Annotated in this window: 22 protein-coding genes; 11 read left to right on the top strand and 11 right to left on the bottom strand. The window is 73.2% G+C overall.

Annotation, left to right across the window (positions count from 1 at the left end; all coding sequences use genetic code 11):
• From AVL61_RS15165 to AVL61_RS15135, 7 genes are all read right to left on the bottom strand, one after another.
• On the bottom strand, positions 1 to 671 hold a 671-nt coding region (locus tag AVL61_RS15165; RefSeq protein WP_157571460.1), incomplete at its 3' end, for an APC family permease.
• 112 nt (positions 672 to 783) lie between these two features.
• Positions 784 to 2,274, bottom strand: a complete 1,491-nt coding sequence (locus tag AVL61_RS15160) for a multicopper oxidase family protein (protein ID WP_058875153.1) — start codon at positions 2,272 to 2,274, stop codon at positions 784 to 786.
• A complete protein-coding gene (locus AVL61_RS15155; protein ID WP_058875152.1) occupies positions 2,271 to 2,546 on the bottom strand; it encodes an SHOCT domain-containing protein in 276 nt (91 codons plus the stop codon). Before AVL61_RS15155 ends, AVL61_RS15160 begins: the two co-directional genes overlap by 4 nt.
• Before the next feature lie 80 nt (positions 2,547 to 2,626).
• Positions 2,627 to 3,337: a DUF305 domain-containing protein gene (locus AVL61_RS15150; RefSeq protein ID WP_058875151.1), complete on the bottom strand. Its 711-nt coding sequence runs from the start codon at positions 3,335 to 3,337 to the stop codon at positions 2,627 to 2,629.
• Positions 3,338 to 3,373: 36 nt separating this feature from the next.
• Positions 3,374 to 5,398 (bottom strand): copper-translocating P-type ATPase, encoded by a 2,025-nt coding sequence (locus AVL61_RS15145; RefSeq protein ID WP_231738441.1) that lies wholly within the window; start codon positions 5,396 to 5,398, stop codon positions 3,374 to 3,376.
• A 312-nt stretch (positions 5,399 to 5,710) separates the two neighbouring features.
• Complete coding sequence (locus tag AVL61_RS15140; RefSeq protein WP_058875149.1) at positions 5,711 to 6,856, bottom strand: sensor histidine kinase; 1,146 nt, start codon at positions 6,854 to 6,856, stop codon at positions 5,711 to 5,713.
• Entirely contained in the window at positions 6,853 to 7,554 is a 702-nt protein-coding gene (locus AVL61_RS15135; protein ID WP_058875148.1) for a response regulator transcription factor, read from the bottom strand. Before AVL61_RS15135 ends, AVL61_RS15140 begins: the two co-directional genes overlap by 4 nt.
• A gap of 246 nt (positions 7,555 to 7,800) precedes the next feature.
• On the opposite strand from AVL61_RS15135, the gene AVL61_RS15130 reads away from it, so the two are divergent.
• Both AVL61_RS15130 and lepB read left to right on the top strand, forming a co-directional pair.
• Positions 7,801 to 8,394, top strand: coding sequence for a DUF6448 family protein (locus AVL61_RS15130; protein ID WP_058875147.1), 594 nt, complete (start codon positions 7,801 to 7,803; stop codon positions 8,392 to 8,394).
• 21 nt (positions 8,395 to 8,415) lie between these two features.
• A complete protein-coding gene (gene lepB, locus AVL61_RS15125; RefSeq protein ID WP_058875146.1) occupies positions 8,416 to 8,940 on the top strand; it encodes a signal peptidase I in 525 nt (174 codons plus the stop codon).
• A gap of 33 nt (positions 8,941 to 8,973) precedes the next feature.
• On the opposite strand, the gene yczE is transcribed toward lepB, so the two are convergent.
• On the bottom strand, positions 8,974 to 9,636 hold the full coding sequence (gene yczE, locus AVL61_RS15120; protein WP_082697216.1) for a membrane protein YczE: 663 nt from the start codon (positions 9,634 to 9,636) through the stop codon (positions 8,974 to 8,976).
• 237 nt (positions 9,637 to 9,873) lie between these two features.
• On the opposite strand from yczE, the gene AVL61_RS15115 reads away from it, so the two are divergent.
• Together AVL61_RS15115 and AVL61_RS15110 are read left to right on the top strand one after the other, a co-directional pair.
• Positions 9,874 to 10,899 (top strand): zinc-dependent alcohol dehydrogenase family protein, encoded by a 1,026-nt coding sequence (locus AVL61_RS15115; RefSeq protein WP_058875144.1) that lies wholly within the window; start codon positions 9,874 to 9,876, stop codon positions 10,897 to 10,899.
• 72 nt (positions 10,900 to 10,971) lie between these two features.
• Complete coding sequence (locus AVL61_RS15110) at positions 10,972 to 11,682, top strand: histidine phosphatase family protein (protein WP_058875143.1); 711 nt, start codon at positions 10,972 to 10,974, stop codon at positions 11,680 to 11,682.
• Positions 11,683 to 11,737: 55 nt separating this feature from the next.
• Here AVL61_RS15110 and AVL61_RS15105 read toward each other — a convergent pair whose 3' ends face one another.
• Entirely contained in the window at positions 11,738 to 12,235 is a 498-nt protein-coding gene (locus AVL61_RS15105) for an Lrp/AsnC family transcriptional regulator (RefSeq protein WP_408669430.1), read from the bottom strand.
• A gap of 121 nt (positions 12,236 to 12,356) precedes the next feature.
• Here AVL61_RS15105 and ald point away from each other — a divergent pair, with 121 nt between their 5' ends.
• Positions 12,357 to 13,472: an alanine dehydrogenase gene (gene ald / locus AVL61_RS15100; RefSeq protein WP_058875141.1), complete on the top strand. Its 1,116-nt coding sequence runs from the start codon at positions 12,357 to 12,359 to the stop codon at positions 13,470 to 13,472.
• 88 nt (positions 13,473 to 13,560) lie between these two features.
• Complete coding sequence (locus AVL61_RS15095; RefSeq protein ID WP_082697215.1) at positions 13,561 to 14,814, top strand: phospholipase D-like domain-containing protein; 1,254 nt, start codon at positions 13,561 to 13,563, stop codon at positions 14,812 to 14,814.
• Between the two features lie 51 nt (positions 14,815 to 14,865).
• On the opposite strand, the gene AVL61_RS15090 is transcribed toward AVL61_RS15095, so the two are convergent.
• Both AVL61_RS15090 and AVL61_RS15085 read right to left on the bottom strand, forming a co-directional pair.
• Complete coding sequence (locus tag AVL61_RS15090) at positions 14,866 to 15,714, bottom strand: riboflavin kinase (protein ID WP_058875140.1); 849 nt, start codon at positions 15,712 to 15,714, stop codon at positions 14,866 to 14,868.
• Positions 15,715 to 15,793: 79 nt separating this feature from the next.
• Positions 15,794 to 17,041, bottom strand: coding sequence for a flavin reductase (locus AVL61_RS15085; RefSeq protein ID WP_058875139.1), 1,248 nt, complete (start codon positions 17,039 to 17,041; stop codon positions 15,794 to 15,796).
• A gap of 266 nt (positions 17,042 to 17,307) precedes the next feature.
• Between AVL61_RS15085 and AVL61_RS18060 the strand changes: the two genes are divergently transcribed.
• The 5 genes from AVL61_RS18060 (at position 17,308) to AVL61_RS15060 (ending at position 24,456) form a co-directional block, all read left to right on the top strand.
• Complete coding sequence (locus AVL61_RS18060; RefSeq protein WP_197412727.1) at positions 17,308 to 19,113, top strand: ABC transporter permease; 1,806 nt, start codon at positions 17,308 to 17,310, stop codon at positions 19,111 to 19,113.
• Between the two features lie 8 nt (positions 19,114 to 19,121).
• Positions 19,122 to 20,234 carry an ABC transporter ATP-binding protein gene (locus AVL61_RS15075; RefSeq protein ID WP_058875137.1) on the top strand — a complete coding sequence of 371 codons (1,113 nt, stop codon included), beginning with the start codon at positions 19,122 to 19,124 and terminating at the stop codon, positions 20,232 to 20,234.
• Between the two features lie 33 nt (positions 20,235 to 20,267).
• Positions 20,268 to 21,380 carry an ABC transporter substrate-binding protein gene (locus AVL61_RS15070; protein WP_058875136.1) on the top strand — a complete coding sequence of 371 codons (1,113 nt, stop codon included), beginning with the start codon at positions 20,268 to 20,270 and terminating at the stop codon, positions 21,378 to 21,380.
• Between the two features lie 160 nt (positions 21,381 to 21,540).
• On the top strand, positions 21,541 to 22,560 hold the full coding sequence (locus tag AVL61_RS15065) for an MBL fold metallo-hydrolase (RefSeq protein WP_231738438.1): 1,020 nt from the start codon (positions 21,541 to 21,543) through the stop codon (positions 22,558 to 22,560).
• 264 nt (positions 22,561 to 22,824) lie between these two features.
• Positions 22,825 to 24,456 (top strand): bifunctional 3-(3-hydroxy-phenyl)propionate/3-hydroxycinnamic acid hydroxylase, encoded by a 1,632-nt coding sequence (locus AVL61_RS15060; protein ID WP_058875135.1) that lies wholly within the window; start codon positions 22,825 to 22,827, stop codon positions 24,454 to 24,456.
• The last annotated feature ends 38 nt before the right edge of the window (positions 24,457 to 24,494 follow it).

Raw genomic sequence — 24,494 nt, 5'->3', positions numbered from 1 at the left:
AGGTCCGCGCCCTGGTTGGTGATCGTGGTGAAGCCCTTGTACGCCAGGATGCACAGGGTGGTCCCGGCCAGGAAGCCCAGCCAGCCCGCCTCCGGCGGGGTGCGGTCGGCCGCGGTGAACAGCCGGCCCAGGGAGGACACCCCCGCGGCGAGGATGCCTGCGACCGCCAGCACGGCGATCCCCACGATCTTGATCGCCGCGGTCACCGTGGCGGAGCGCTCCACCCACCGGTTGCCCACCAGGTTCACCAGGGCGGCGGCCGCGATGGCGACCACCGCCAGCACCGCCACCCACACGGCGGAGCCCTGCAGGCCGAAGGGGCGCAGCAGGTAGGTGCCGAAGGTGCGGCCCAGCAGGGACTCGGCCAGGATCATCGACACGTACATGAACAGGGCGAACGAGCCGGCCGCCACCCCGGGGCCGTAGGCGGCCTTGAGCAGCATCGCGATCCCGCCGGCGGACGGGTTGGTGGCCGAGTAGCGGATGTAGGAGTAGGAGCTGAACGCCACGACCACGGCGCCGGCGAGGAACGCCCAGGGCACCCAGCCGCCGGCCAGCTCGGCGACCTGCCCCACGAGGGCGAAGATGCCCGCGCCGATCATCACCCCCGTCCCCAGGGCGACGGAACCGGTCAGGGAGAGTTTCTGCTGCGTCTGCGTGCTGTGGTCCATGAGGAGGTGCACGTCCTTCCTGCCGGGCGGCGAGCGCCTCCCGGCGGCGAGGTGGGTCGAACGAGGTCGGTGGGGTGGTCCGGACAGGGTCGGTGGGCCGGGCCCACGGTGTTCAGCGGGCCTCGACGGTGCCCATCATGCCGAGGTCCTCGTGATCGAGGATGTGGCAGTGGTAGACGGTGCGGCCGCCGAAGTCGTCGAAGGCCACCCGGACCGTCACCTCCCCGAAGGCCGGGACGTTGACCACGTCCTGCCACGTCGGGGCGGAGACGTCACGGCCCGCCTCGGACACGACCTGCATGGGCCACACGTGCAGGTGCATCGGGTGGTCCATGGGACTGGAGTTGGTCAGGGTCCACTCCTCCACGGTGCCCACCCGGACCCGCTGGTCGGTGCGCTCGGCGTCGAACTGCTGCCCGTCGATCGTGAAGGACATCATCTGCCCGGGCCCGCGCATGCCGCCCATCATCCCGCCCCTGCCTCCCATGCCCATGGCGAAGTCCAGGGTGCGCCGGGCCTCGACCGGCCCCTCGCGCAGGTCCCGCAGCGCCGGACCCGGGGGCACGGGGCCGGCGTCGGCGGCCCGGTTCCCGGTGACCTCCAGGGTGAGCAGCTCGATCGGCTCGTCGTTGCCGGGGCCGTCCCCCGGCATGGCCCCGCCCATCATGCCGTCCATGCTGCCCCGGTCCACGGGGGCGGCGGTCAGCGCGGAGGTGCCCTCGCGGGTGTCCACGAGCAGCTCCACCCGGTTGCCGGGGGCCAGGGTCACCTCGGTGAGCTCGACCGGCTCGGGCAGGCGGCCGACGTCGCGGCCGAGCAGCCGCACGGTCTGGCCGTCGAGGGTCAGGCGCAGGTACCGGGACGGGCAGGCGTTGACGACCCGCCACAGCTCCCGCTCCCCGGGTGCGGCAGTGGCCTCGGGACGGACCTGGCCGTTGACCAGCACGGTCTCGCCCTCCCGGCCCATCATCTGCTGCGGCGGGGAGAGCTCGGCGAGATTGCCGGAGCCGTCCAGGGTGATGTCGGAGACCACCAGCACGCGCTCGCGGGCCACCGGGACGGGGTCGGGATCCTCGACGACGATGGCCCCGTAGAGGCCCGCCGCCAGCTGGTCGGCCACGTGCCCGTGCCGGTGCGGGTGGTACCAGTAGGTGCCCGGCGGATGGTCCTCCGGCAGGACGAACTCGTAGTCGAAGGACTCCCCCGGTCCGATGCTCACGAACGGGTTGTCCCCGTTGTCCTCCGGGGACACGTGCAACCCGTGCACGTGCAGGTTCGTCGGGGCCTCCAGCCCGTTGGTCATCGCCACCCGGACCGTGTCCCCGGGCCGGACCCGCAGGGTCGGCCCGGGCAGGGAGCCGTTGAACGCCTGCACGTGCGCCTGCCGTGCCCCGATCCGCACCTCGGCGGGGGCGGCCTCCAGGGCGAGGTCCAGGACGCCGTCCCGACCGGCCAGCACCTCGGGCTGCACCAGTTCCCGGCCGCCGCCGAGGGCCTCGCCGCCGCCGCCGCTGGTCCACCACAGCCCGGCCCCGCCCACGGCCGCGGCGCCGGCCCCGGCCGCGCCGAGGGCCAGCAGCTGCCGGCGCGTCAGCGGACTCACCGGTCGCCCTCCTCCAGGGTCCGCAGCCGCTCCCGGTACTCCTCGGTGCTGATCTCCCCGCGGGCGTAGCGCTCCTCGAGGATCTCCCGGGACCGGCGCGGTCCCGCGCCCGTCGGCGGCGGGGCGGAACCGCCCTGCCGCGTCCCGCCGCCCGAGCCGCCGGTGAGCGCCTTGACGAGCACGACCACCAGCACCACCGTGCCCAGGATCAGCAGGAGCCAGAACAGCCACATCCAGCCCATGCCCCCTCCCATTCCGTCGCCCCACATCATCACGGTCCTCCTTCGTCGATCGGTTCTGTGCTTCCTGCAGAGCGCCGCACGAGTGCGACGACGCCGGTCGCCGGGGGGGGTCAGGAACCCTCCCGCAGCTCCTGGAGCATCCGCTCCATCTCGGCGATCTCCGTCTCCTGCGCCCGGACGATCTCCTGCGCCAGCTCCACGGCCTGCGGGTTCGATCCGTCCTGGACCTGGTCCCGGGCCATCTCGATCGCCCCCTCGTGGTGCTGGGTCATCTGCTCCAGGTACAGCCGGGCGGCCGCGGGGCCCTCCTCGGCCTCCCGGAGCCAGTTCATGCCCTGGTCGTCGACCATGCCGGAGCCGTGACCGCCGTGCGCGGTGGCCGGATCCTTCGGGGTGGTGGGGGCGTCCCAGGCGGCGAGCATGGCGCGCATCTGCTCCATCTCGGGCGCCTGGGTGTCCCTGACCCGCTCGGCGAGGTCGCGGACGTCCTCGGGCACCAGGTCCTTCCCGAGCAGGATCTCGCTCATCTGCACCGCCTGCTCGTGGTGCGGGAGCATCATCTGGGCGAACATCACGTCCGCGTCGTTGTGCTCGGCCGCGATCCCGGCGGCGGAGCCGGACGGGGAGCCGGACGGGGAGTCAGACGGGGAGTCCGAGGCCGAGGCCGAGGGGGTGCCCGCGGTCCCCGTCGCGGCGGAGGCGGTCGCCTCGGCGCTCGTCCCGGAGTCCGCCGCGGGGTCCTCCTCGCCGGCGGAGCCGCAGCCGGCCAGGGCGAGGGCCGCGGCCAGGGCGAGGGTGCTGAGAGTGGTGGAGCGCTTCACAGGATGTCCTTCTTCTCTTGGGGTGGGAACAGGGGATCAGGGGGCGGGGACGGCGGCCGGCCGCCCGGCGCTGCGGTGGTCCTCGGCGCTGACGGCGGCCAGCCGGGCCGGATCGAGGTCGAGGCGGCGCAGCAGCTGGGCGTTGAGGGCCACCACGATGGTGGAGACCGACATCAGCACCGCTCCGACGGCCGGGGACAGCACGATCCCGATCGGTGCCAGGACCCCGGCGGCCAGGGGCACGGCGACGACGTTGTAGCCGGTGGCCCAGACCAGGTTCTGGACCATCTTCCGGTAGCTGGCCCGGGACAGGTCGATCATCGACAGCACGGCGCGGGGGTCGTTGCCGGCCAGGACCACCCCGGCCGACTCCATGGCCACGTCGGTGCCGGCGCCGATGGCGATGCCGACCTCGGCGCGGGCCAGGGCGGGGGCGTCGTTGACGCCGTCGCCGACCATGGCCACCGTCATCCCGCGGGACTGGAGCTCGGTGACCTTGCTGTCCTTGTCCTGGGGCAGGACCTCGGCGAAGACCTCGTCGATGCCCAGATCGGCGCCCACGGCCTCGGCGACCTGACGGGCGTCGCCGGTGATCAGGGCGACCTTCACCCCGCGCTCCCGGAGGGCGGCCACGGCGGCGCGGGACTCGGGGCGGACCCGGTCCTCGAGGGCCAGGGCGCCGATGACCTGCCCCTCGCGCAGCACGTGGAGCACCCCGGCGCCGCGCTCGACCCACTCGAGGGTGGTCGCGTCGATCGCCGCCGGTGTGGACAGTCCGCGCTCGCGGAGCATGTTGGGGCCGCCCACGACGACCTCGGTGCCCTCGACGACGGCCGTCACCCCGCGGCCGGTCGCGGCCGTGAACCCGGTGCCGCGCAGCCCCAGTCGTGACGCCTCGGGGTGCGCGCCGGCGGCGGTGACGATGGCGCGCGCCACGGGGTGCTCGCTGTCGGACTCGGCGGCCGCCGCCCAGGCCAGCAGTTCGCCCTCGGAGACCCCGGGGACGGCGGCCGTCCCGGTGACGGCGTGCGCGCCCTCGGTGAGGGTGCCGGTCTTGTCGAAGAGCACCACGTCGATGGTGCGCATCCGCTCCAGGGCCATCCGGTTCTTGATCAGGACGCCGGAGCGGGCGGCGCGCTCGGTGGAGATCGCAATGACCAGCGGGATGGCCAGGCCCAGGGCGTGCGGGCAGGCGATGACCAGCACGGTGACGGTGCGGATGACGGCGTCGTCCGGGCTGCCGAGCAGCGTCCAGGCGACGGCGGTGAGGACGCCGGCGGTCAGGGCGAACCAGAACAGCCACGCGGCGGCGCGGTCGGCCAGGGCCTGGGCGCGGGAGGAGGACTCCTGGGCGGCGGCGACCATCCGCTGGATCCCGGCCAGGGCGGTGTCGGCCCCGACGGCCTCGACCCGGACCCTGACGGTGTTGTCGGTGGCCACGGTGCCGGCCACCACGGTGTCGCCGGGACCCCGGGGGACCGCCTGGGACTCACCGGTGATCATCGACTCGTCGAACTCGGCGGTCCCGCCGGTGATCGTCCCGTCCGCCGGGACGCGGGCCCCGGAGCGCACGAGCACGACGTCGCTCACCGCCAACTCGGCCACGGGCACCGTGACGGTGTCCCCGTCGACGACCTTCTCGGCCTCGTCGGGCAGCAGCTCCGCCAGGGCGTCCAGGGCGGAGGAGGCCGCGCCCAGGGCGCGCATCTCCATCCAGTGGCCCAGCAGCATGATCACCACCAGCAGGGCCAGCTCCCACCAGAAGTCGAGGTCGAACCCGCCGATGCCCAGCGTGGTGACCCAGGAGGCGACGAACGCGACCGTGATGGCCATGGCGATCAGCAGCATCATCCCCGGCTGCCGGGACCTCAGCTCGGTCACGCCGCCCTTGAGGAAGGGCATGCCCCCGTGGACGAAGATGACGGTGCCCAGCACGGGAGGGATCCAGCTGGAGCCCGGGAACTCGGGGATGCGGTAGCCCAGCAGGTGTCCGACCATGGGGCTGAAGAACACCACCGGGAGCGAGAGCACCAGCGAGAGCCAGAACTTGTTCTTGAACATCGCCGTGGAGTGCCCCGCGTGCTCCCCGTGCTGGTGGACCTGGTGGTCCTCGTCGACCGCCGAGTGGGCGTGCTCGTGCGGCATGGCCTGCCCGTGGGTGTCGGCGTCGGCGTGCTGACCCCGGCCGTGCCGGTCCGCGGGCGGCGCCGTTCCGGCACCGGCCCGGGACGGCTCCGGGGCGGCCGGGAGGCCGCGGTGCTGCGGGGCGCTCATGGGGTGCTCCTTCCGCGAGAGCTGAACGGTGTGCCGGCGGGGCCGAAGTGCTGCCCGCCCCTCCAGGTATATACCCCTAGGGGGTATCGATCAAGGGGGTCATCGGGCGGCCTCCACCGGCGACGGACGCACGCGCTGACGGGCGGGCAGCTCCACGGTGAAGACCGCCCCGGCGCCGGGCCCGGGGGACGTGACGGTCAGCGTCCCGCCGTGGGCCTCGACCAGGGCCCGGGCGATGGTCAGGCCGATCCCGGAGCCGCCGCTGTCGCGGTCCCGGGCGCTGTCGCCGCGCCAGAAGCGCTCGAACACCCGGGACAGGTTCTCGGCGGCGATGCCGTCGCCGGTGTCGGCGACACGGACGGCCACCCGCCCCGGACCCCGCCGGGAGACGCCGAGGACCACCTGCCCGCCGGGCGGGGTGTGGCGCAGGGCGTTGGTGAGCAGGTTGCCCAGCACCTGGCCCATCCGCTGGCGGTCCACCTCGACCACCCCGGCGTCGTCGTCGATGTCCAGGACGAGCCGCACGCCCTTGGCGGCGTAGGCCTCGCGCTGGGCCTCCGCGGCGGAGCGGGCCGGCTCGCCGGCCGGCAGCTCGGTGCGGTCCAGGTCGATCCGGCCCTCCTCGGCCCGGGACACGTCGTGGATGTCCTCGACCAGGCGCGTGAGGCGCCCGAGCTGGTCGGCCACGAGCTCACCGGTGCTCTCGTCCCAGTGCGCCACCCCGTCCTGGAGCGCCTCGCAGTAGACGGTGAGCACCGAGATCGGGGTGCGCATCTCGTGGGCCAGGTCCGAGAGCATCCGCCGCCGCAGCTCCTCGGTGCGCTCCAGCCGCTCGGCCATGGCGTTGAACGAGGCCGCCACCGCGTCCACCTCGGCGCCGGCGGCGAGGGCCGGGACCCGGCTGTCGTAGCGGCCGCGGGCCACCCCCCGGGCCGCCTCGGTGAGGGCGGAGAGGGGCCGCCGGAGCCGGCGGGTGAAGAACCAGGTCACCGCCGCGGCGCAGACCAGGGCGGTGCCCAGGGCCACGCCCAGGGTGATGACGCTGGCGTCGCGGTAGGCCCGTTCCACGTGCAGCAGCTCCGGGGAGTCCGCGGCGCGCCCGGCGATGACCAGGTGCTCGTGGAAGATCGGCGGGCCGGCCAGGGACGCGACCACCACGGCGGCGAGGATGCTCGCGGCCACCACGATGGCCTGGGCCAGGAAGAACCGGGAGGCCAGGCCGCGGGGGCGTCGCCGCCGGGTCATCGGGCCACCATCCGGTAGCCGACCCCGCGCACGGTGTCCACGAAGGCGGCCTGGTCCTCCCCGAGCTTCCGGCGCAGGTGCCCGATGTGCACGTCCACGATCCGCTCGTCGCCCACCCAGGCGGGGCCCCACACGACGTCGATGAGCCGGCGGCGGCTCAGCGCCTCGTGCGGCCGGTCCGTCAGAGCGGCCAGCAGCTCGAACTCGGTGCGGGTCAGCGCCACCGGCTCCCCGCCCACCCGCGCCTCGTGGGCCGCGAGGTCGACGGTCAGCTCCCCGAACACCCGGGCCGACTCGACCGGGGCCACGGTGGTGCGGGGACGGCGCAGCACCGCGGCCACCCGCGCGACGAGCTCGCGCACGCTGAAGGGCTTGGTGATGTAGTCGTCGGCCCCGGCCGCCAGCCCGGCCAGCTTGTCCTCCTCGTCCCCGCGCGCGGTGAGCATCAGCACGTAGCACTCGGAGAAGCCCCGGATCCTGCGGCACACCTCGATGCCGTCCAGCCCCGGCAGCCCCAGATCCAGCACCACCACGTCCGGCCCCTGGCCGCGGGCGGCCTCCACGGCCTCGGGCCCGGTGTGGACGGTGGCGACCTCGTAGCCCGCGCGGTCCAGGTAGGTGGCGACCATCCGGGCCAGGGGCTTCTCGTCGTCGACCACCAGCACCCGCCCGGCCGCCGCGTCAGTGCCAGGATTCATGACTTCAGTGTCCCCCTCCCCCCGGGGCGCGGCGTCTCCCGGGGGCGGTCAGGGGCGGAATCTTCGTCAAACCTTCACGGAGAACGCCGCTGATCCCGCGCCGGCCGGTCGAGAATGGTGAGTGGCCTCGCGCCGTGGTGCGGGCCGGGCCGGCGGACAGCTCCGCGGCACAAGACCGGCGATCGGCACCGTACTGCCCACCTGCGGTCCCGCCCGTGCGCGGGCCCCTCCCGAAGGAGACGAATCGTGACGACCGTGCTGATGGTTCTCGGCGCCTGTCTGCTGGCCCTGTCGGTGGTGGTCCTGCGCCCGGTGCGCGCCTCGGCCCACTGCGACACGATGGACGGGCCCGCCGTCCAGGACGGGATGCGGGCCCTGGAGACGGGCCGTCCCGGCCACGCCCTGAAATGGGTCGGCCCCGAGCAGGAGGACGAGCTGCGGGAGATCTTCGACCTGGCGCGGACGGCGCGGGCGCAGGGCGAGGAGGCCCGGGAGGTGGCCGACCGCTGGTTCCTGGAGAACCTCGTGCGCACCCACCGCGCCGGCGAAGGCGCCCCGTACACCGGCCTCAAGCCCTCGGGGGCGCCCCTCGATGAGAAGGTGGTCGCCGCGGACCGCTGCGTCGACACCGGCACGCTGGAACCCCTCGCGGGCCTGGTGCCCGAGGAACAGCTCCCGGAGCTGGAGCAGCGCCTGGCGGCGGTGCTGGCGCGCAAGACCTACGACGTGGACGACCTCGAGGCCGGACGGGCCTACGTCGAGGCCTACGTCCGCTTCTTCAAACTGGCCGAGGGCGAGGAGCACGAGGACCACCACGCGCACACCGCGCACCGGCACTGACGCCGAGCCGGGGACGGGCTCGTGGGACAGCAGCTGGTGACGGTGTCGGCGGTGGCCCTGGCCGCCGTGCTGGTCGGCCTGGCCGTCCGCCGCTGGCTGGTCTTCGTGACGCAGGTCGACTCCGGGTCCATGGCCCCCGCCCTGCTGCCGGGCCGGCGCCTGCTGACCCGGCGCGTGTGGCGGCGCGGACGGATCCGGCGCGGCGACGTCGTCGTCGTCGACTCGCCGGAGCTGGGCCGGACGGTCGTCAAGCGGGTCCTCGGCCTGCCGGGCGAGCAGGTGGTGATCGAGCCGGGCGGCCGGATCCGTGTCGACGGCCGCCCCGTGGCCGAGCCCTATGTGGTGCACGCCGGGGGCCCGTGCGGTGCCTTCCGGGTCCCGGCGGGCCGCCTGCTGCTGCTCGGGGACCACCGCGCCCGCTCCAGTGACAGCCGCACCTGGCGGGAGCCGTACCTGCCGGTGCGGGCCGTCCGCGGGAGGGTGCTCACCGGTCCCGCCCGGACCCGGGAGATGGCCTCGGGCACCGCGCCTGCCCGGGACCGATGACGGACTCCGGCACCTCCGCGGCGGGCGGCGGCGTCAGCGGGGCAGCCGGACGCTCAGCCGGGGCAGCAGGACCTGGACCAGCGGGCCGATGGCCAGCGCGTAGAGCACCGTGCCCAGCCCCACAGTGCCGCCGAGCAGCCAGCCGATCAGCACCACGACCGCCTCGATCGAGGTGCGCACCACGCGCACGGAGCCCCCGGTGCGCCGCACCAGGCCGGTCATCAGCCCGTCCCGGGGGCCGGGGCCGAGGTGCACCCCGATGTACGCGGCGGTCGCCACGGCGTTGAGGACCACGCCGGCGAGCACGAGCAGCACCCGCAGCCACATCGTCTCGACCGGCGGCAGCACCAGCAGGGTCGCGTCGAGCACCAGGCCGACCACCACCGCGTTGCTGAGGGTGCCGATCCCGGGCCGTTCGCGCAGCGGGATCCACAGCAGGAGGAGCAGCACGCTGACCACGATGACGACCGTGCCCATGCTCACCCCGAACTGCCGGGACAGACCCTGGTGCAGCACGTCCCAGGGGACCACACCGAGCTCGGAGCGCACGAGCATCCCCATGGTGATGCCGTAGAGCACCAGCCCGGCGTAGAGCTGCACGAGCCGCCGGGGCAGCCGGCGCGGGTCCGGAGGGCGCGCCCCGGCCCGGTCGGTCGAAGGAGTCGGGCGGCGCGGAGGACGGGTCATGGGCACCATCCTCGCCCCTGCGGGACCCGCGCGGCGCCCACCCGGCGTTCCCGGATCAGGGCCCGGGGTCCGGACGACGGGCACCAGCCGGCCCGCGGCTCACCGGCAGGGCGTTCCGGCGGGACTTCCCGGAGCACCCGCCCTCGGGGTTGACTGGGCACCGTGCCCGGCGTGCGCCGCGGCGCACGCCCCGCCGTCGTCCGTCCCGCCCCGGGCCGGAGCACCGACCCCGAAGGAGAACCCGTCATGCGTGGAGTCCTGCTGCACACCCCCGGAGACGTCCGTGTCGAGGACCGCGAGCGCCCGGCGGTCGTCGAGCCCACCGACGCGATCCTGAAGGTCGCCGCCGCCTGTGTCTGCGGCTCCGACCTGTGGCCCTACCGGGGCCTCGAGGACGTCGACGGCTCCGCCCCGATGGGCCACGAGTACGTCGGCACCGTGGAGGAGGTCGGGGACCAGGTGCAGGACATCGCGGTCGGCGACTTCGTGGTCGGCTCCTTCTTCGCCTCCGACAACACCTGCGAGATCTGCCGGTCCGGCTACCAGACCCACTGCGTGAACCGGCAGCCCGGGGCGGCCACCGGCGCGCAGTCCCAGTACGTGCGGGTCCCGCTGGCCGACGGCACCCTGGTGGCCACCCCGGGACAGCCCGACCCGGAGCTGATCCCGTCCCTGCTGGCGGCCTCGGACGTGCTGGGCACCGGCTGGTTCGCCGCCGTGGCCGCGGAGGTCGGTCCCGGCAAGACCGTGGCCGTCGTGGGCGACGGCGCGGTCGGGCTGCTCGGCGTGCTGGCCGCGAAGCAGCTGGGCGCGGAGCGGATCATCGCGATGTCCCGCCACGCGGACCGGCAGGCCCTGGCCCGCGAGTTCGGCGCCACCGACATCGTCGAGGAGCGCGGCGACGAGGGCGTCGCGCGGATCAAGGAGCTCACCGGCGGGCTCGGGGCGCACTCCGTCATCGAGGCCGTGGGCACCCAGGAGTCGATGCTGCAGGCCATCCGCTCCACCCGCCCCGGCGGCCACGTCGGCTACGTGGGCGTGTCCCACGACGTCTCGCTGCCCGGCCAGGAGCTGTTCTTCTCCGGGGTGCACCTGCACGGCGGGCCCGCCCCGGTGCGCCGGTTCCTGCCCGAGCTGATCCGGCTGATCTGGGACCGGGAGATCGACCCCGGCAAGGTCTTCGACCTCACCCTGCCACTGGAGGAGGCCGCCGAGGCCTACCGGGCGATGGACGAGCGCCGGGCCATCAAGGTCCTGCTCACCACGGGCTGAGCTGCCGCCCGGCCCGGCGGATCGGCGGACCGCCGCCGCCCGGACGCAGGGGGCAGCCCTAGGCTGGGAGGCATGCGCTTGCTGCTGATCCGCCACGGCCAGACCCCCTGCAACGTCTCGGGAGAGCTCGACACGGCGGTGCCCGGCGCCCAGCTGACGAGCCTGGGGCGGGCCCAGGCCCGCGCGGTGCCGGCCGCTCTCGGCCACGAGCGGATCAGCGGCGTCCACGCCTCGCAGCTGGTGCGGACGCAGCACACGGCCGCGCCGCTGGCCGAGGCCCGCGGGCTGGCGGTGCAGGTCCGGGCCGGCCTGGAGGAGATCCCGGCCGGGGAGCTGGAGATGCGCGGGGACCCGGACGCCCGCCGGGCCTACATCTCCTGCCTGCTGGCGTGGGTTCACGGCGACCTGGAGCAGCCCATGCCCGGCGGCCCGGACGGCCACGAGTTCCTCGGCCGCTACGAGGCCGCCCTGCAGCGGATCGTGCAGGACCACGACCCCGCGGACACGGCCGCCGTGTTCAGCCACGGGGCGGCGATCCGCGTCTGGACCGCCCTGCGCGCCGGGATCGACGCCGCCGAGGCGGCGGAGCTGGAGATCATGAACACCGGCGCGGCCGTGCTCGAGCACCGCGCCGGCGGCGGGTGGGAGCTGGCGGCCTGGCACCGCGATCCGCTCGGCGGCGCGGCGCTGGAGGACCCCGCCGCCGAGGACGTCACGGGCGAGAGCGCCGAGGACGTCCTCGAGGAGACCGCCGGGAGCGGCGCCGACGGGACGACGAGCTGACGGAGCCCCCCTGACGGAACAGCGCCGACGGCACGACGACGGCGGGCCCGTCCGCTCACAGCCCCTGCGGGCCGGGCACGTGCTCGAACACGAGACTGGTCTGGGTGGCGGCCACGACCGGGTTCGAGGACAGGTGCTCGATCACGAACTGGCGGATGTGCTCGGTGTCCCGCACCCGGACGTGGATCAGGAAGTCGTCCACCCCGCCCAGGAAGAAGTACTGCGAGACCTCGGGGACCGTCTTCAGTGACTCCCCGAAGGCGGCCATCTGCTGCCGGGCGCCGGGGCGCAGCCGCACGCTGATGAGCGCCTCGATGGTCTGGCCCAGGGCCTTGGGCTCGACCTCCACGGTGAACCGGCGGATCACCCCGGCCCGCTGCAGCGCCTTCATCCGGGCCAGGCACGTGGACGGCGCCACCCCGAGGGCCTCGCTGAGGGCCTGGTTGGTGGCGCGGGCGTTCTCGCGCAGCAGGCCGAGCAGCCGGAGGTCGAGGTCGTCGAGCTGGTGGGCGGGCCGCAGATCCTGCGGTGCGCGCGGTGTGGGGTACGTCACATGACGCTCCATTCTGCCAGTTCTGTCTGACCTGCCGAAGGACCTTCGATTCTAGTGCGCTGAAGGGGAAGAAATCGTAGTTTTTTCTCACCGCACCACCGTTTCTTCGGAAGGCCCCATCATGATCGTCTCCGTTCCCCGCGAAGTGAAGACCAACGAGTACCGGGTGGCCATCACCGCCCCGGGCGTGCACGAGCTGGTGGCCCACGGCCACGAGGTCCTCGTCGAGGCCGGGGCGGGCCTCGGGTCCGGGATCGACGACGACGCCTACACCGCCGCCGGCGCGCAGATCGTCGCCGACGCCGACGAGCTGTGGGCGCGGGCCGACATGGTCCTGAAGGTCAAGGAGCCGGTGGCCTCCGAGTACCACCGCTTCCGCGAGGGCCTGGTGCTCTTCGCCTACCTGCACCTGGCCGCCGAGCCCGAGCTGACCACCGCCCTGCTGGAGGCCGGGGTCACCGCGATCGCCTACGAGACGGTCCAGACCCCGGACCGGCGCCTGCCGCTGCTGGCCCCGATGAGCGAGGTCGCCGGGCGGCTGGCCGTCCAGGCCGGAGCCGCGGCCCTGACCGCCCCGGCCGGCGGCAAGGGCGTGCTGCTGGGCGGGGTGCCCGGGGTGCGCCCGGCCAAGGTCACCGTCCTGGGCGCGGGGGTGGCCGGCACCAACGCCGCCGCCATGGCCGTGGGCCTGGGCGCGGACGTGAGCATCCTCGACATCAACGTCGACCGCCTGCGCCAGCTCGACGACCGGTACGCCGGGCGCCTCACGACCATCGCCTCCAACGCCCTGGAGGTCGAGCGCGCCGTGACCGAGGCCGACCTCGTCGTCGGCTCCGTGCTCGTGCCCGGGGCGAGGGCCCCGAAGCTGGTCACCAACGAGATGGTCGCGGCCATGAAGCCCGGCAGCGTGCTGGTGGACATCGCCGTGGACCAGGGCGGGTGCTTCGCCGACTCCCGCCCCACCACCCACGAGGACCCGACCTTCCGCGTCCACGACACGGTCTTCTACTGCGTGGCCAACATGCCCGGGGCCGTGCCGTCCACCTCCACCTACGCGCTGACCAACGTCACCCTCCGCCACGCCGTGGCCCTCGCCGACCGGGGCGCCGAGGCCGCGCTGGCCGCCGACCCGGCCCTGGCCGCCGGGCTCAACGTCCACGCCGGGCGGGTCACCCACCGGTCGGTGAGCGAGGCCCACGGCCTCGAGCACACCGACCCCGCGCTCGCGTCCGCCTGAGCGCCGGCCCCCGATCCCGGGGCGGCCCGTCGTCGTTCATGGCGGGCCGCTCCGGCGAGCGCCCGGGGCCGGTGGATAGGCTTCGCGGATGAGCCTCTTCCCCGCAGCGGACCCCCACCTCCTCCGCAAGCTCGCCCTGCGCTCGGCGGCCGGCTTCGCCGCGGTGCAGGCCGCCGTCGTCGTCACCCTGGTCGGCACGGACGCGGTCAAGCGCCGGCAGCGCGTGCGGCGCAGCGGCTTCCCCCGGCCGGGGACCTTCGAGGGCGAGGTGGCCGGCACCGGCACCACGGCCTACACCTACGGCGAGGACCTCTACCGGGACATGCTCGCCGCGATCCGCGGCGCCGAGGAGCGCATCCTGCTGGAGACCTACCTCTGGAAGGACGACGGGGTCGGCACCGCCTTCCGCGACGCCCTCAACGAGGCCGCCGAGCGCGGGGTCGAGGTCTACGTGATCTACGACGGCTTCGGGAACCTCGTGGTGCCCCGGTCCTTCTACGCGTTCCACCCGGACGCGCACGTCCACCGCTTCCCCGCGGTGCACCTGCGCCGGCTGCTGACCCCGGTGCAGGCGTCCGGGCTGACGCACCGCAAGCTCCTCGTGGTCGACGACGAGGTCGGGTTCGTGGGCGGCTACAACATCGGCTCCCTGTACGCCACCGAGTGGCGCGACACCCACGTGCGCCTGACCGGGCCCGCCACCTTCGAGCTGAGCCACTCCTTCGCCGCCGTGTGGAACCACTCCTCCGCCCACCGCCCGGACCGGCTGCCGCACCTGAGCCCCGGCGAGTGGGACTCGCGCGTGCACGCGGTCAACAACATCCCGGCGAGCCTGGTGTACCCGATCCGCAGCGTCTACCTGGACGCGATCCACCGCGCGACGCACCACATCCACCTCACCACGGCCTACTTCATCCCCGACCAGCAGATCCTCGAGGCGCTGGTCGAGGCCTCCCACCGCGGCGTGGACGTGCGGGTCATCATCCCGGAGAACTCCAACCACGTCATCGCCGACTGGCTGGCCCGCGGCTTCTACTCGGCGCTGCTCGAGGAGGACATCACACTGCTGCTCTACCGCAACGCGATGATCCACGCCAAGACGGTCACCATCGACGGCCAGTGGTCGCTGGTGGGCACCGCCAACATCGACCGCCTGAGCCTGGGCTTCAACTACGAGACGACCCTCGAGATCCACGACGAGGCCTTCGCCGCGGACATGGAGCGCATCTTCGCCGCCGACAGCGAGAACTGCCGGGAGCTCACGGCCGAGGAGTGGGACCGCCGCCACCCCGCGGCCCGCTTCGCGGAGGTGGTCCTGCGGCCGCTGTGGCGGTTCCTCTGAGCCGGCGGGGACCCTTCCGGTGACCTGCCGCGCCGCTCGGGCCGCGGCAGGTCAGCCGGCCCGGCCCACCGTCTCCGCCAGCATCTCGGCGGTGGGGTATCGCGAGCGCAGGAAGTCCACCGGCAGGCCGGTGCGGCGCGCCACGAGGTCGTGGGTGGGCGGCTGCCCCTGACGGCTGAGGTCGAGCACTGTGGCCCCGATCAGCTGCTCGCGCTTCCGGTGACGCCGCTCCTGCAGGTGCCGCACGTCCTCGGGGCTGAGCCGCCGCTTCCTGCGCACCGGGCGACGGCGGCCGCCGCCCGCCGTCCCGTGCTCGGGCGCGCCCGGTGAGGCGCCGGGGGTCCTCGGGGCGTCCCGGCGGGAGGCCCAGGCCCGTGTCCCGGCCACGTCCCTGTGCAGCTGCTCGACGAGCTCCTTCGACCCGGAGTACCGCCGCTGCGGCCGGAGCCGCTCGTGCAGCCGCACGAGGACGGTGTGCCCGTAGAGGTCGCCCGTGAAGTCGAGCAGGTGGGCCTCCAGCAGGCGCACCCCGTCCCGGCCGTAGTAGGTCGGCCGGCGGCCGACCGACACCGCGGCCAGGTGCACCGGCCCGGACCGGGCCGGGTCGATCTGCACGGTGGCCGCCCAGACCCCGTCGCGCCACGGCTGGTCGGGCACGGCGACGTTGGCGGTGGGGAAGCCCAGCAGCCGGCCGCGCCGGTCCCCCGCGACGACGATCCCCTCGACCTGCCAGGCGACCGCGCGGGACCGGCTCAGCTCGAGAGCCCTCGGGGCGGAGTGGGCGCTCGGGTCCGGGGAGGACGTGCTCGCGCACGTGTCAGGGGCGGGCGGAGGCTCGGCCGGGCCCGAGGGCGCGGCGCTCGGTGCGGCGATCGGTGCGGCGGCGTGAAGGTTCGTCATGCGGGACTCCCGTGGTGTTCTGATCCTGTTCCGGGGGCGGGGCGCCGGACCGGAGGGGTGTGTCGGCTCCGGTCCGCGCTCAGGCGTCCCGGAGCCCGGCGGCGGCGTACCGGGCGTAGTCCCTGCGGGCGCTCGTCCGGAGAGCCTCGGTGACCTCGGCGGCCGCGTCCTGCATGGCGCGGACCCACTCCTGGACGGTGGCGCCGTCCACCGCGGCGGGCAGGTGGCACAGGCGCAGCACCAGGCCCGAGTTGACGGGGTTCCCGGAGTCGGGAGCGAAGACCGGCACCACCACGCTGGCCAGCCGGACCCCGGTCTCCGAGGCCTCGACGGAGCCGCCGAAGAAGTGGCGCGCTCCGGCGATGGTGGTGCGCACGGCACGGTCGCGGGCCGGGGTCAGCTCACCGCCGGCGTACTCGCTCAGCGCCTCCCCGAGCCGCTCGTAGCCCTCCGGGTCGTGGTCCACGCGGGAGATGGCGTACCCCTGCTCGCGCACCCGCTGCGCGGCCTCGCGATAGGCGGTGATCACCTGCTCGTCCTGCGGGTGGATCCGGGAGACCCAGCGCTCCACCTGGTCCGGGCTCCAGGCCACGGCGGCCTCGCCCAGCGGCGGGATGAGGGGCACGCGCACGCCGATGCGCTCGTCGGCGTCGGTGTCCCCGCCGTAGGAGGTCGCGCCGATGGTCTGGTCCAGTGCGCTGATCTGCACCAGCGCCGCGGCCGAGCAGCCGAACCGCTGCGCGAGCCGGTCCAGCTGCGGGCGGGCGGCCTCCGCGATCCGCACGGCGGAGATCAGCGACTCGTCCACGTGGGCGGACAGCCCCGTGGTGGAGAACCCGCCGTAGCCGCCCTGGAAGAACAGCAGCGGCGTCACCGGCCGGCTCACCGCGATGTCGTCGACGGCCACCAGGGTGATGTAGTGGTCGCCGGCCTCGATCTCCCGCTCGATGCGCCCGTGGATGTGCGCCACGGCGCCGGCGATCACCGGCGCCCCCGAGGGCGAGCGGCTCCACTCGACCTTGTCGAACTTCTCCGGGTCCTTCGAGGCGAGGGTCCTGCAGGCCTGCAGCTGGTCGTGGGCGAAGACGCTGATGCACACCCCGTCCGCCGCCCGCAGCTTCGCGTAGGTGGCGGAGGTCGTCATCGGCATGAAGGAGACCAGCGGCGGGTCCAGCGAGACGGAGCTGAAGGTGCCGACGACCATGCCCACGGGCTCGTCGTCGACCACGGCGGTCACCACCACCACGCCCGTCGGATAGTGGCCCATGACGTCGCGGAATGCCCGCGGATCGAAGGTGGTCGGGGTGTCGAGAGTGCTCTCGCTCATGGCGTTCTCCTCAAGGTGTGGATCGGCGACCCCTCGGCCGACGGTTTGCACTATCAGGAACAGAATATATTCGTGATCCCGATCACGCCACCCTTGATTCGAAGTTGCGTCAGCACGCGTCATCCACATCAGTGGGGACAAAATCTTTTGAACCCAATTATGCAGAATCCGTTGACAGTGTCATAAATCACACACAGGATGGGGCATCAGCACCCGGACCCGTGAGCTCATGCGGAATGTCCGGAGAGACCCACGGAGAGGCCATCGTGAACCGACTCAGATCAGTCAGCACACCGCTGCTCGTGTTCCTGCTTTTCATCGGCGCATTCTTCGGCTATCCGCTGCTGATGCTCGTGTACGGCGCCTTCCGCAGCGGCCAACCGGGAACCGACGGGGACCTCACGCTCTCCGGGTTCACGAACGCCTACGGCGACCCGGCCACGTGGGAGACGCTGTGGGCCTCGGTGCTCTATGCCGTCGGGGTGCAGACGATCGGCATCGTGGGCGGCTTCGTCTTCGCCTGGCTCGCCACCCGGACCAACACGCCGGGGGCCAAGGCCATCACCATCACGATGGTCACCATCTTCGCCATCCCGACCCTCTTCTTCGCGATCAGCTGGGGCATGCTCACGGGTCCGACCGGCCTGGTCACCCAGACACTCGGGACGGGAGCGGACGGCCAGGCCCGCCTGGACGCGTTCTCCTGGACCGGACTGATCCTGGTGAGCGGGCTGAAGGGCATCGCTGTGATGTACCTGCTCCTGCTCGGCCCCGTGCGCGCCCTGAACCGCTCGATGGAGGAGGCGGCCCGGCTGTCCGGAGCCAGCCGGCTCCGGCTGTTCGTGGACATCAACATCCCGATCCTGCTGCCCACCCTGTCCGGTCTGGCGATCCTCGGCTTCGTGAACTCCCTGGGGCAGCTCGACGTCGCCCTCATCCTGGGCGTTCCCGCCGGCATCTACGTCTTCCCCACGCAGATCTACGACTTCCTCGCCACCACCCCGATCCGCTACGACTCCGCGAGCGCGCTGTCCCTGCTGCTGATCGCCATCATCTACCTGCTCGTGCTGGTGCGCTCCAAGGCCCTCGGCAACCGGAACTTCATCACGGTCACCGGCAAGGCCTACCGCCTGGAGCGGGAGGACATCGGCGCCTGGCGGTGGGCGGGCCTGGCCCTGTTCCTGCTCTACACCGCCGTGGCGCTGCTCCTGCCCCTGGTGCAGCTGATCATCGGCTCGCTCCAGCCGGTCCTGGGCGTCTCCGGGATCACCCTCAAGCACTACCTCGACCTCTTCGACTCCTCCGACGTCCTGCGGGCGCTGCAGAACACCTTCTTCGTGGGCGTCGTCGGCGGGTTCTTCGCCACGGCGCTGGCCGTGCTCATCAGCTACGTCGCGCTGCGGAGCAAGTCCCGTCTGGCCAAGGTTCCCGAGCTCGTCGTCTGGGCCGTCGTCGCGGTCCCCGGCATCGTCCTGGCGCTGGCCATCACCTGGGCCTACTTGAGCGTGCCCGGCCTGAAGAATCTCTACGGCTCGGTCTGGATCGTGCTGATCGCCCTGACCATCGTGGTGACACCGATCGCCCAGCGCGCCACCAGCGGCCCGGTGGGCCAGCTGGGCGTCGAGCTGGAGGAGTCCGCCCGGGTGTGCGGCGCGTCCGCGCCCCGCATGATGGGCACGATCGTCGTGCCGCTGATCGGGCCCACCTTCTTGGCCTCCTGGTTCATCACCGGCGTGATGGCCGCCGGCAGCCTGGACATCCCGATCCTGCTCTCCAGCACGCGGACGGAGACCGTCTCGTTGCTCGTCTACAACTACTACACCCAGCTCGGCAACGGATCCCGGGCCGCCGCCCTCCTGCTGGTCCTGCTCGTGCTGCTGGCCCTGGGCGGGGCGATCATGCTCGGCATCGGACGCCTCCTGCGCAAGCGCGCCGAGCGCAGGACCAGGTCCCGCGGAGCCCTGGTGGACGCCGTCCGGCCCGACCCGCAGCTCGACCGGGCGGCATCCACTCCCGATCCGGACCAGATCCCCGACAACACCCGCGCACTCAGCGCGGCCTCCACCCGATAGGAAGACCCATGGCAAGAGTGAGCATCGAGTCCCTGGAGAAGCGGTACTCCCCCAAGGCGGCGCCGGCCGTGCCGGCGCTGGACCTGGAGATCGAGGAGGGCGAGTTCCTGACGCTCCTCGGCCCGTCCGGGTGCGGCAAGACGACCACCCTGCGCTGCGTCGCGGGCCTGGAGCGCCCGACGGGCGGACGGGTGTCCATCGGGCACGAAGTGGTCGACGCCCCCGCAGAGCACCGCCACGTCCCCCCGGAGAAGCGGGACATCGGCATGGTCTTCCAGAGCTACGCCCTGTGGCCCCACATGTCCGTGGCCGCCAACGTCGGCTATCCGCTCCGGATGCGCAAGGTCAGCGTGCCGGAGCGGGCACGCCGGGTGCGCGACGTCCTCGAGATGGTGGGCCTGGACGAGTACGCGAGCCGCATGGCCACGGACCTGTCCGGAGGCCAGCAGCAGCGCGTGGCCCTGGCCCGGGCCCTCGTCGCCGACCCCCGGCTGCTGCTCTTCGACGAGCCGCTGTCCAACCTGGACGCCCGGCTCCGCCAGGACATGCGCAGCGAACTGCGGGACATGCACCGCCGCGTGGGAACGACCTCCATCTACGTCACCCACGACCAGGAGGAGGCCGTCTCCCTGTCGACGCGCATCGTCCTGCTCAACAAGGGCGAGATCGAGCAGGTCGGCACACCCCGGGAGATCTACTGGCACCCCGTCTCGCACTTCGTCGCCGACTTCGTCGGCTACGACAACTTCCTGCGGGCGGCGGTCGTCACCGCCGACGACCACGGCGTGGCCGTCCGCCTGGACGGCACCGACCTGCGACTGGACTGCCCTGCCCGCGCCGGACTGCGCGAAGGGGACCAGGTCGAGATCGCCATGCGCTCGGCCTCCGTCATCATGGGCGAGCCGGCCGAGACGATGCCCAACCGGTGCACCGGCACGGTGGTCGACATCGTCTACCTCGGCGACGAGTACATCTACGTCCTCGAGATGGGCCCGCAGCGCTTCTCCGTCTCTCTGCGCACGGCGGAGGTCGCCAACATCTGGCCCCACGGCGCACCCTCCCGCGGGGACACCGTCACCGCGGCGATCCCCCCGGACTCCCTCGCCTGCCTGCCCCTCTGAACCTCACGCACCATCCTCATGAAAGGTCCACACATGAAAGCACGTAAGAGCCTCACCGTCCTGGGACTGGCCTCGGCCCTGGCGCTGACCGGCTGCGGCGGGGACGCCCCGGCCGCCGAGGGCCTGGGCGCACGCGAGGGCGTCGACGCCGAAGCCGGCCTCGGCGGCGCGGAGGCCATGGCGGAGTTCGAGCAGATGTACGCCTCGGCGGTCGAGAGCGGACAGACCACGGTCAACGTCTACACGCCGCTGACGGCCACCTGGCCCGCCGTCTTCGAGGGCTTCCAGGAGCGCTTCCCGGAGATCCAGGTCGAGCCCCTCCAGATCGTCGGCGCCGAGCTCGACACCAAGGTCTCGCAGGAGCAGTCCTCCGGCCAGCGCATCGCCGACGTGGTCATCACCGGCGACACCGGTGCCGTGGCGCTCGCCGACCGGGACTACTTCTCCGAGTACCGCCCGTTCAACGCCGAGGAGCTCACCGGGGACCCGCAGTTCTCGCTCGACGCGGGGACCCTCACCGCGGTCTCGGCCTCGCCCCGCGGATTCGTGTACGACACGCGTCAGGACGTGGGGGGCGTGCCGGAGAGCTGGGACGACCTGCTCGACCCGGCCCTGAAGGGCAAGATCACCATGACTGATCCCGCCACCGACGGCGGCGGGATGCAGTGGGCCGATCTCGTGCTCAACGAGGATTCCCTCGGGGAGGAGTACCTCGAGAAGCTGGCCGACCAGGACGTGGTCATCGCGTCCAACACCGCCGAGTGCCACAACGCCGTGGTCCAGGGGCGCGCCTACGTCTGCCTCATGGGTGCCATGGGCAACTACCTGACCCTGTCCGGGGACGGGGCGCCGGTGGAGATCACCTACCCCGTCGAGGGCGGCAACTGGGCCACCTACTGGTACGCCGGGGTCATCGACGGCGCCGAGAACGCCGACGCGGCGAAGCTGCTCACCGCCTGGCTGAACAGCCCTGAGGCCAACGGGATCAAGGCCGAGGCCGGCCACGGCCCGGTGACCAACGCCGAGGACGTCGACCTGGAGTTCGAGAACCCGGCGGACGTGCCTCAGCTGCCGCGGCCGGACCTCGCCGACGTCACCGATCGGCAGAAGTCCAGCCAGCCGGTGATCGCGAGCATCTTCGGCTGACACCCGACGAGCGGCGGCGGGACCACCGGCACCCGGTGGTCCCGCCGCCGCTCGCACCGTCGGGCCGCCCGTCCCGGGTGGCCCCTCACCGCCGTCGGCGTCCGACGGCGCGGATCTCGGCCCGGCGCACCGAGCGACCGGCGAACAGGAGTTGAGCACCGTGGGACACGATCCGGCGCACGGCATGCGCGTCATCACCCTCGGCACCGCCGGTGGCCCGCTGCTGCGGCCGGGACGGGACGCGCGCCACCGCAGCGGCATCGCCACGGCCGTCGTGGTCGGTCCGGCCGTCTACCTGGTGGACTGCGGGCACGGCGTGGGGCTGCGCATGGCCGAGGCGGGGCTGTCCTTCACGGACCTCCGGGGGATCTTCATCACCCACCACCACTCGGACCACACGATCGACCTCAACTCCGTCATGGTCCTGGGCGGGCTCGCCCTCCGGGGCCACCCGGAGCGGACCGTCCCCGTGCTGGGACCGGGCCGGCGCGGAGTGCTCCCGCCGGCGTCCGGTTCCGGGGAGGAGCCCGACCCCGTCTTCCCCGACGCGCCGACACCGGGGACGGCAGACCTGGTCGAGCTGCTGCTCCGCGCCCACGCCACCGACCTCAACGACCGTCGACGGGACTCCCGCGCGCCGGATCTCTCCCGCGTCTTCCGCGGCGAGGACATCGTCATCCCGCCCCGCACGGGCTTCCATCCCGACGAGGCGAACCATCCTGACATGGAGCCGCTGGAGATCTTCCGCGACGACCGGGTGACGGTCACCGCCACCCTGGTCCAGCACCGGCCGATGGCACCCGCCTTCGCCTTCCGCTTCGACTCGGCCCACGGCTCCGTCACCGTGTCCGGGGACACCGCGCCCAGTGGGAACCTGGTCCGCCTGGCCGCGGGGTGCGATCTCCTGCTCCACGAGGCCATCGACCTGGAGTCCGTGGCCGGCAGCTACCGCGCTCCCACGCGGCAGGACCTGGACGCCAGCATGGGACACCACCGGCGGGCGCACACCACCCCGGAGGACGCCGGGCGCATCGCGGCGGCAGCACGGGTCCGCACTCTGGCCCTGCACCACCTCGTCCCGGCCCACGCGCCCCTCGAGACCTGGCTGCGCGCCTCGACCACGTTCGCCGGGGAACTGCTGGTGCCGGCGGACGGCGAGTCCATTCCGGTCGGACAGTGAGCGCCGCTCCCGGCGAACGGCTCCCGCAGGGTGTTGCCCGCGGACGCCGGGCCGGCCACCAGAGGCCTGTCCCACGCGGTGACGAGAAAGCCCGAAGGTCGCGGCAAAGAATACATTCTCTGTTGACCTTTGCATGACAGCTCGTTATTGTGATCTCAGATGTGATGTGCATTACCCCTCTCCGCCCTGCCGGAGCTCGGGGAGCGGCAGCGGACACACGTCCGGCCCCGGACAGCGGCGGGCCGTCGACGGCAAGGAGGCACAGTGGAGAACCGATTCGACCCGGCGTGTGAGGTCATCGTGGTGGGGGCGGGGCCGGTCGGCCTGACCGCCGCCCTGCTGCTGGCCGAGGCCGGCGTCCGCACCACGGTCGTGGAGAGGTCCACCGCCCCCGGCGACCTGCCCCGGGCCATCAGCCTGCAGGACGAGTCGTTCCGGGTCCTCGAGCAGATCGGGGTCGCCGACGACCTCAAGGCGGAGTCCCTGCTGGACACGGGCAGCCGCTACTTCGGGCTCAACGACCGCCTGCTCGCAGAGGCACGGCCGGTTCCGTCCCGGCTCGGCCACCCGGCCAAGACCCAGTTCGACCAGCCGATCCTCGAGCAGCTGCTCTTCGACCGGGCCATGACACACCCGGGCCTGGAGGTGCTGCTCGGCACCGAGGCCACGGAGCTCTCCCAGGACGCCGAGGGAGTCAGCCTCCGGATGAGCACCCCGGACGGACCCCGGACCCTCACGTCCAGCTGGCTGATCGGCGCCGACGGCGGGCGCAGCTTCACCCGGTCCGCCGTGGGGATCGACCTGGTCGGCTCCACCCAGCCCCAGCGCTGGATCGTCATCGACCTGCTCAACGAGACCCGGCCACGGGACCCGTACGCGGAGTTCCACTGCGACGGACGGCGCCCCTATGTGCTGGTCCCGGGCGCCGGAGGACGTCTCCGGCTGGAGTTCATGCTCTTCGACCACGAGGACGCGGACGAGATGACGTCCCCGGCGCAGATCCGGGAGCTGCTGCGACCGTTCCGCGCCGAGCTGGACCCCGCCGACATCCGGCGCGCCGCCGTGTACGTCGCCCATCAGCGGGTCGCCCGGTCCTACCGGGACGGCCGGGTCTTCCTCGCCGGGGACGCCGCGCACCTGATGCCGCCCTTCGCCGGGCAGGGCCTCAACGCGGGCGTCCGCGACGCCTCGAACATCGCCTGGAAGCTCGTCGACGCCGTCCGGGGCGGAGCCACCGACCGCCTCCTGGACACCTACGAGACCGAGCGCCGGGCCCACGGCGCGAAGATGATGATGCTCTCCCGCCGGATCGGCGCCGTGGTCATGGCCACCAACCCGCTCAGCACCCGGCTGCGCGACGCCGCCCTCCAGCTGCTGCGCAGGGTCCCCCCGGTGCACGCCTACCTGGCCGGCATGCGCTTCGTCACCCCGCCGGACTACTCCGACGGCGTCGCCGTGCCGACCGGCGGCACCGCCGCCGAGATCCCCGGGATCACGACAGGGAGGTCGCTGAGCCAGCCCACCGTCACCGATCCGTCCGGCCGCCGCGCCGGCCTCGACGCCCACCTCGGCCGCGGCTGGTCGGTGATCGGCCTCGGCGCCGACCCCGACGGCCTGGACCCGTACTTCACCCGGATCGGAGCGACCCTGGTGCGCCTGGACGGGCCGAGCACCGACGAGACCGCAGCACGCGGGAACGGAGCCGACGTGGTCCGCGTCCGCGAGGACCACGAGACCCTGACCGCCGGACTCCCCGGGGAACCGGTGTTCGTGGTGGTCCGCCCGGACCGCTATGTGGCCGCCGTCTTCACCCCGGCCGAGCAGGCACGGGTCGTCGAGGTGCTGCGCACCCACGTCGACGACCGTGTCCGCGCCGCCCGCCAACCGACCGCCTGACCGGACCCGCCAGGCCCCGATGCCCTTCCCAGGAGGAC

Origin of the sequence: Kocuria rosea subsp. polaris, assembly GCF_001483755.1 — a bacterium.
GTDB classification, from domain to species: domain Bacteria; phylum Actinomycetota; class Actinomycetes; order Actinomycetales; family Micrococcaceae; genus Kocuria; species Kocuria cellulosilytica.
The sequence above is the reverse complement of the archived record's forward strand: the minus strand, read 5'-3'. Positions and strand labels throughout refer to the sequence as shown.

Bases quoted from the DNA above. Each gene is read 5' to 3' on its own strand.
- AVL61_RS15155 (WP_058875152.1), bottom strand. From the start codon at position 2,546: ATGATGTGGGGCGACGGAATGGGAGGGGGCATGGGCTGGATGTGGCTG.
- AVL61_RS15145 (WP_231738441.1), bottom strand. From the start codon at position 5,398: ATGTTCAAGAACAAGTTCTGGCTCTCGCTGGTGCTCTCGCTCCCGGTG.
- AVL61_RS15140 (WP_058875149.1), bottom strand. From the start codon at position 6,856: ATGACCCGGCGGCGACGCCCCCGCGGCCTGGCCTCCCGGTTCTTCCTG.
- AVL61_RS15135 (WP_058875148.1), bottom strand. From the start codon at position 7,554: ATGAATCCTGGCACTGACGCGGCGGCCGGGCGGGTGCTGGTGGTCGAC.
- yczE (WP_082697216.1), bottom strand. From the start codon at position 9,636: ATGGTGCCCATGACCCGTCCTCCGCGCCGCCCGACTCCTTCGACCGAC.
- AVL61_RS15115 (WP_058875144.1), top strand. From the start codon at position 9,874: ATGCGTGGAGTCCTGCTGCACACCCCCGGAGACGTCCGTGTCGAGGAC.
- AVL61_RS15110 (WP_058875143.1), top strand. From the start codon at position 10,972: ATGCGCTTGCTGCTGATCCGCCACGGCCAGACCCCCTGCAACGTCTCG.
- ald (WP_058875141.1), top strand. From the start codon at position 12,357: ATGATCGTCTCCGTTCCCCGCGAAGTGAAGACCAACGAGTACCGGGTG.
- AVL61_RS15095 (WP_082697215.1), top strand. From the start codon at position 13,561: ATGAGCCTCTTCCCCGCAGCGGACCCCCACCTCCTCCGCAAGCTCGCC.
- AVL61_RS15090 (WP_058875140.1), bottom strand. From the start codon at position 15,714: ATGACGAACCTTCACGCCGCCGCACCGATCGCCGCACCGAGCGCCGCG.
- AVL61_RS15085 (WP_058875139.1), bottom strand. From the start codon at position 17,041: ATGAGCGAGAGCACTCTCGACACCCCGACCACCTTCGATCCGCGGGCA.
- AVL61_RS15075 (WP_058875137.1), top strand. From the start codon at position 19,122: ATGGCAAGAGTGAGCATCGAGTCCCTGGAGAAGCGGTACTCCCCCAAG.
- AVL61_RS15070 (WP_058875136.1), top strand. From the start codon at position 20,268: ATGAAAGCACGTAAGAGCCTCACCGTCCTGGGACTGGCCTCGGCCCTG.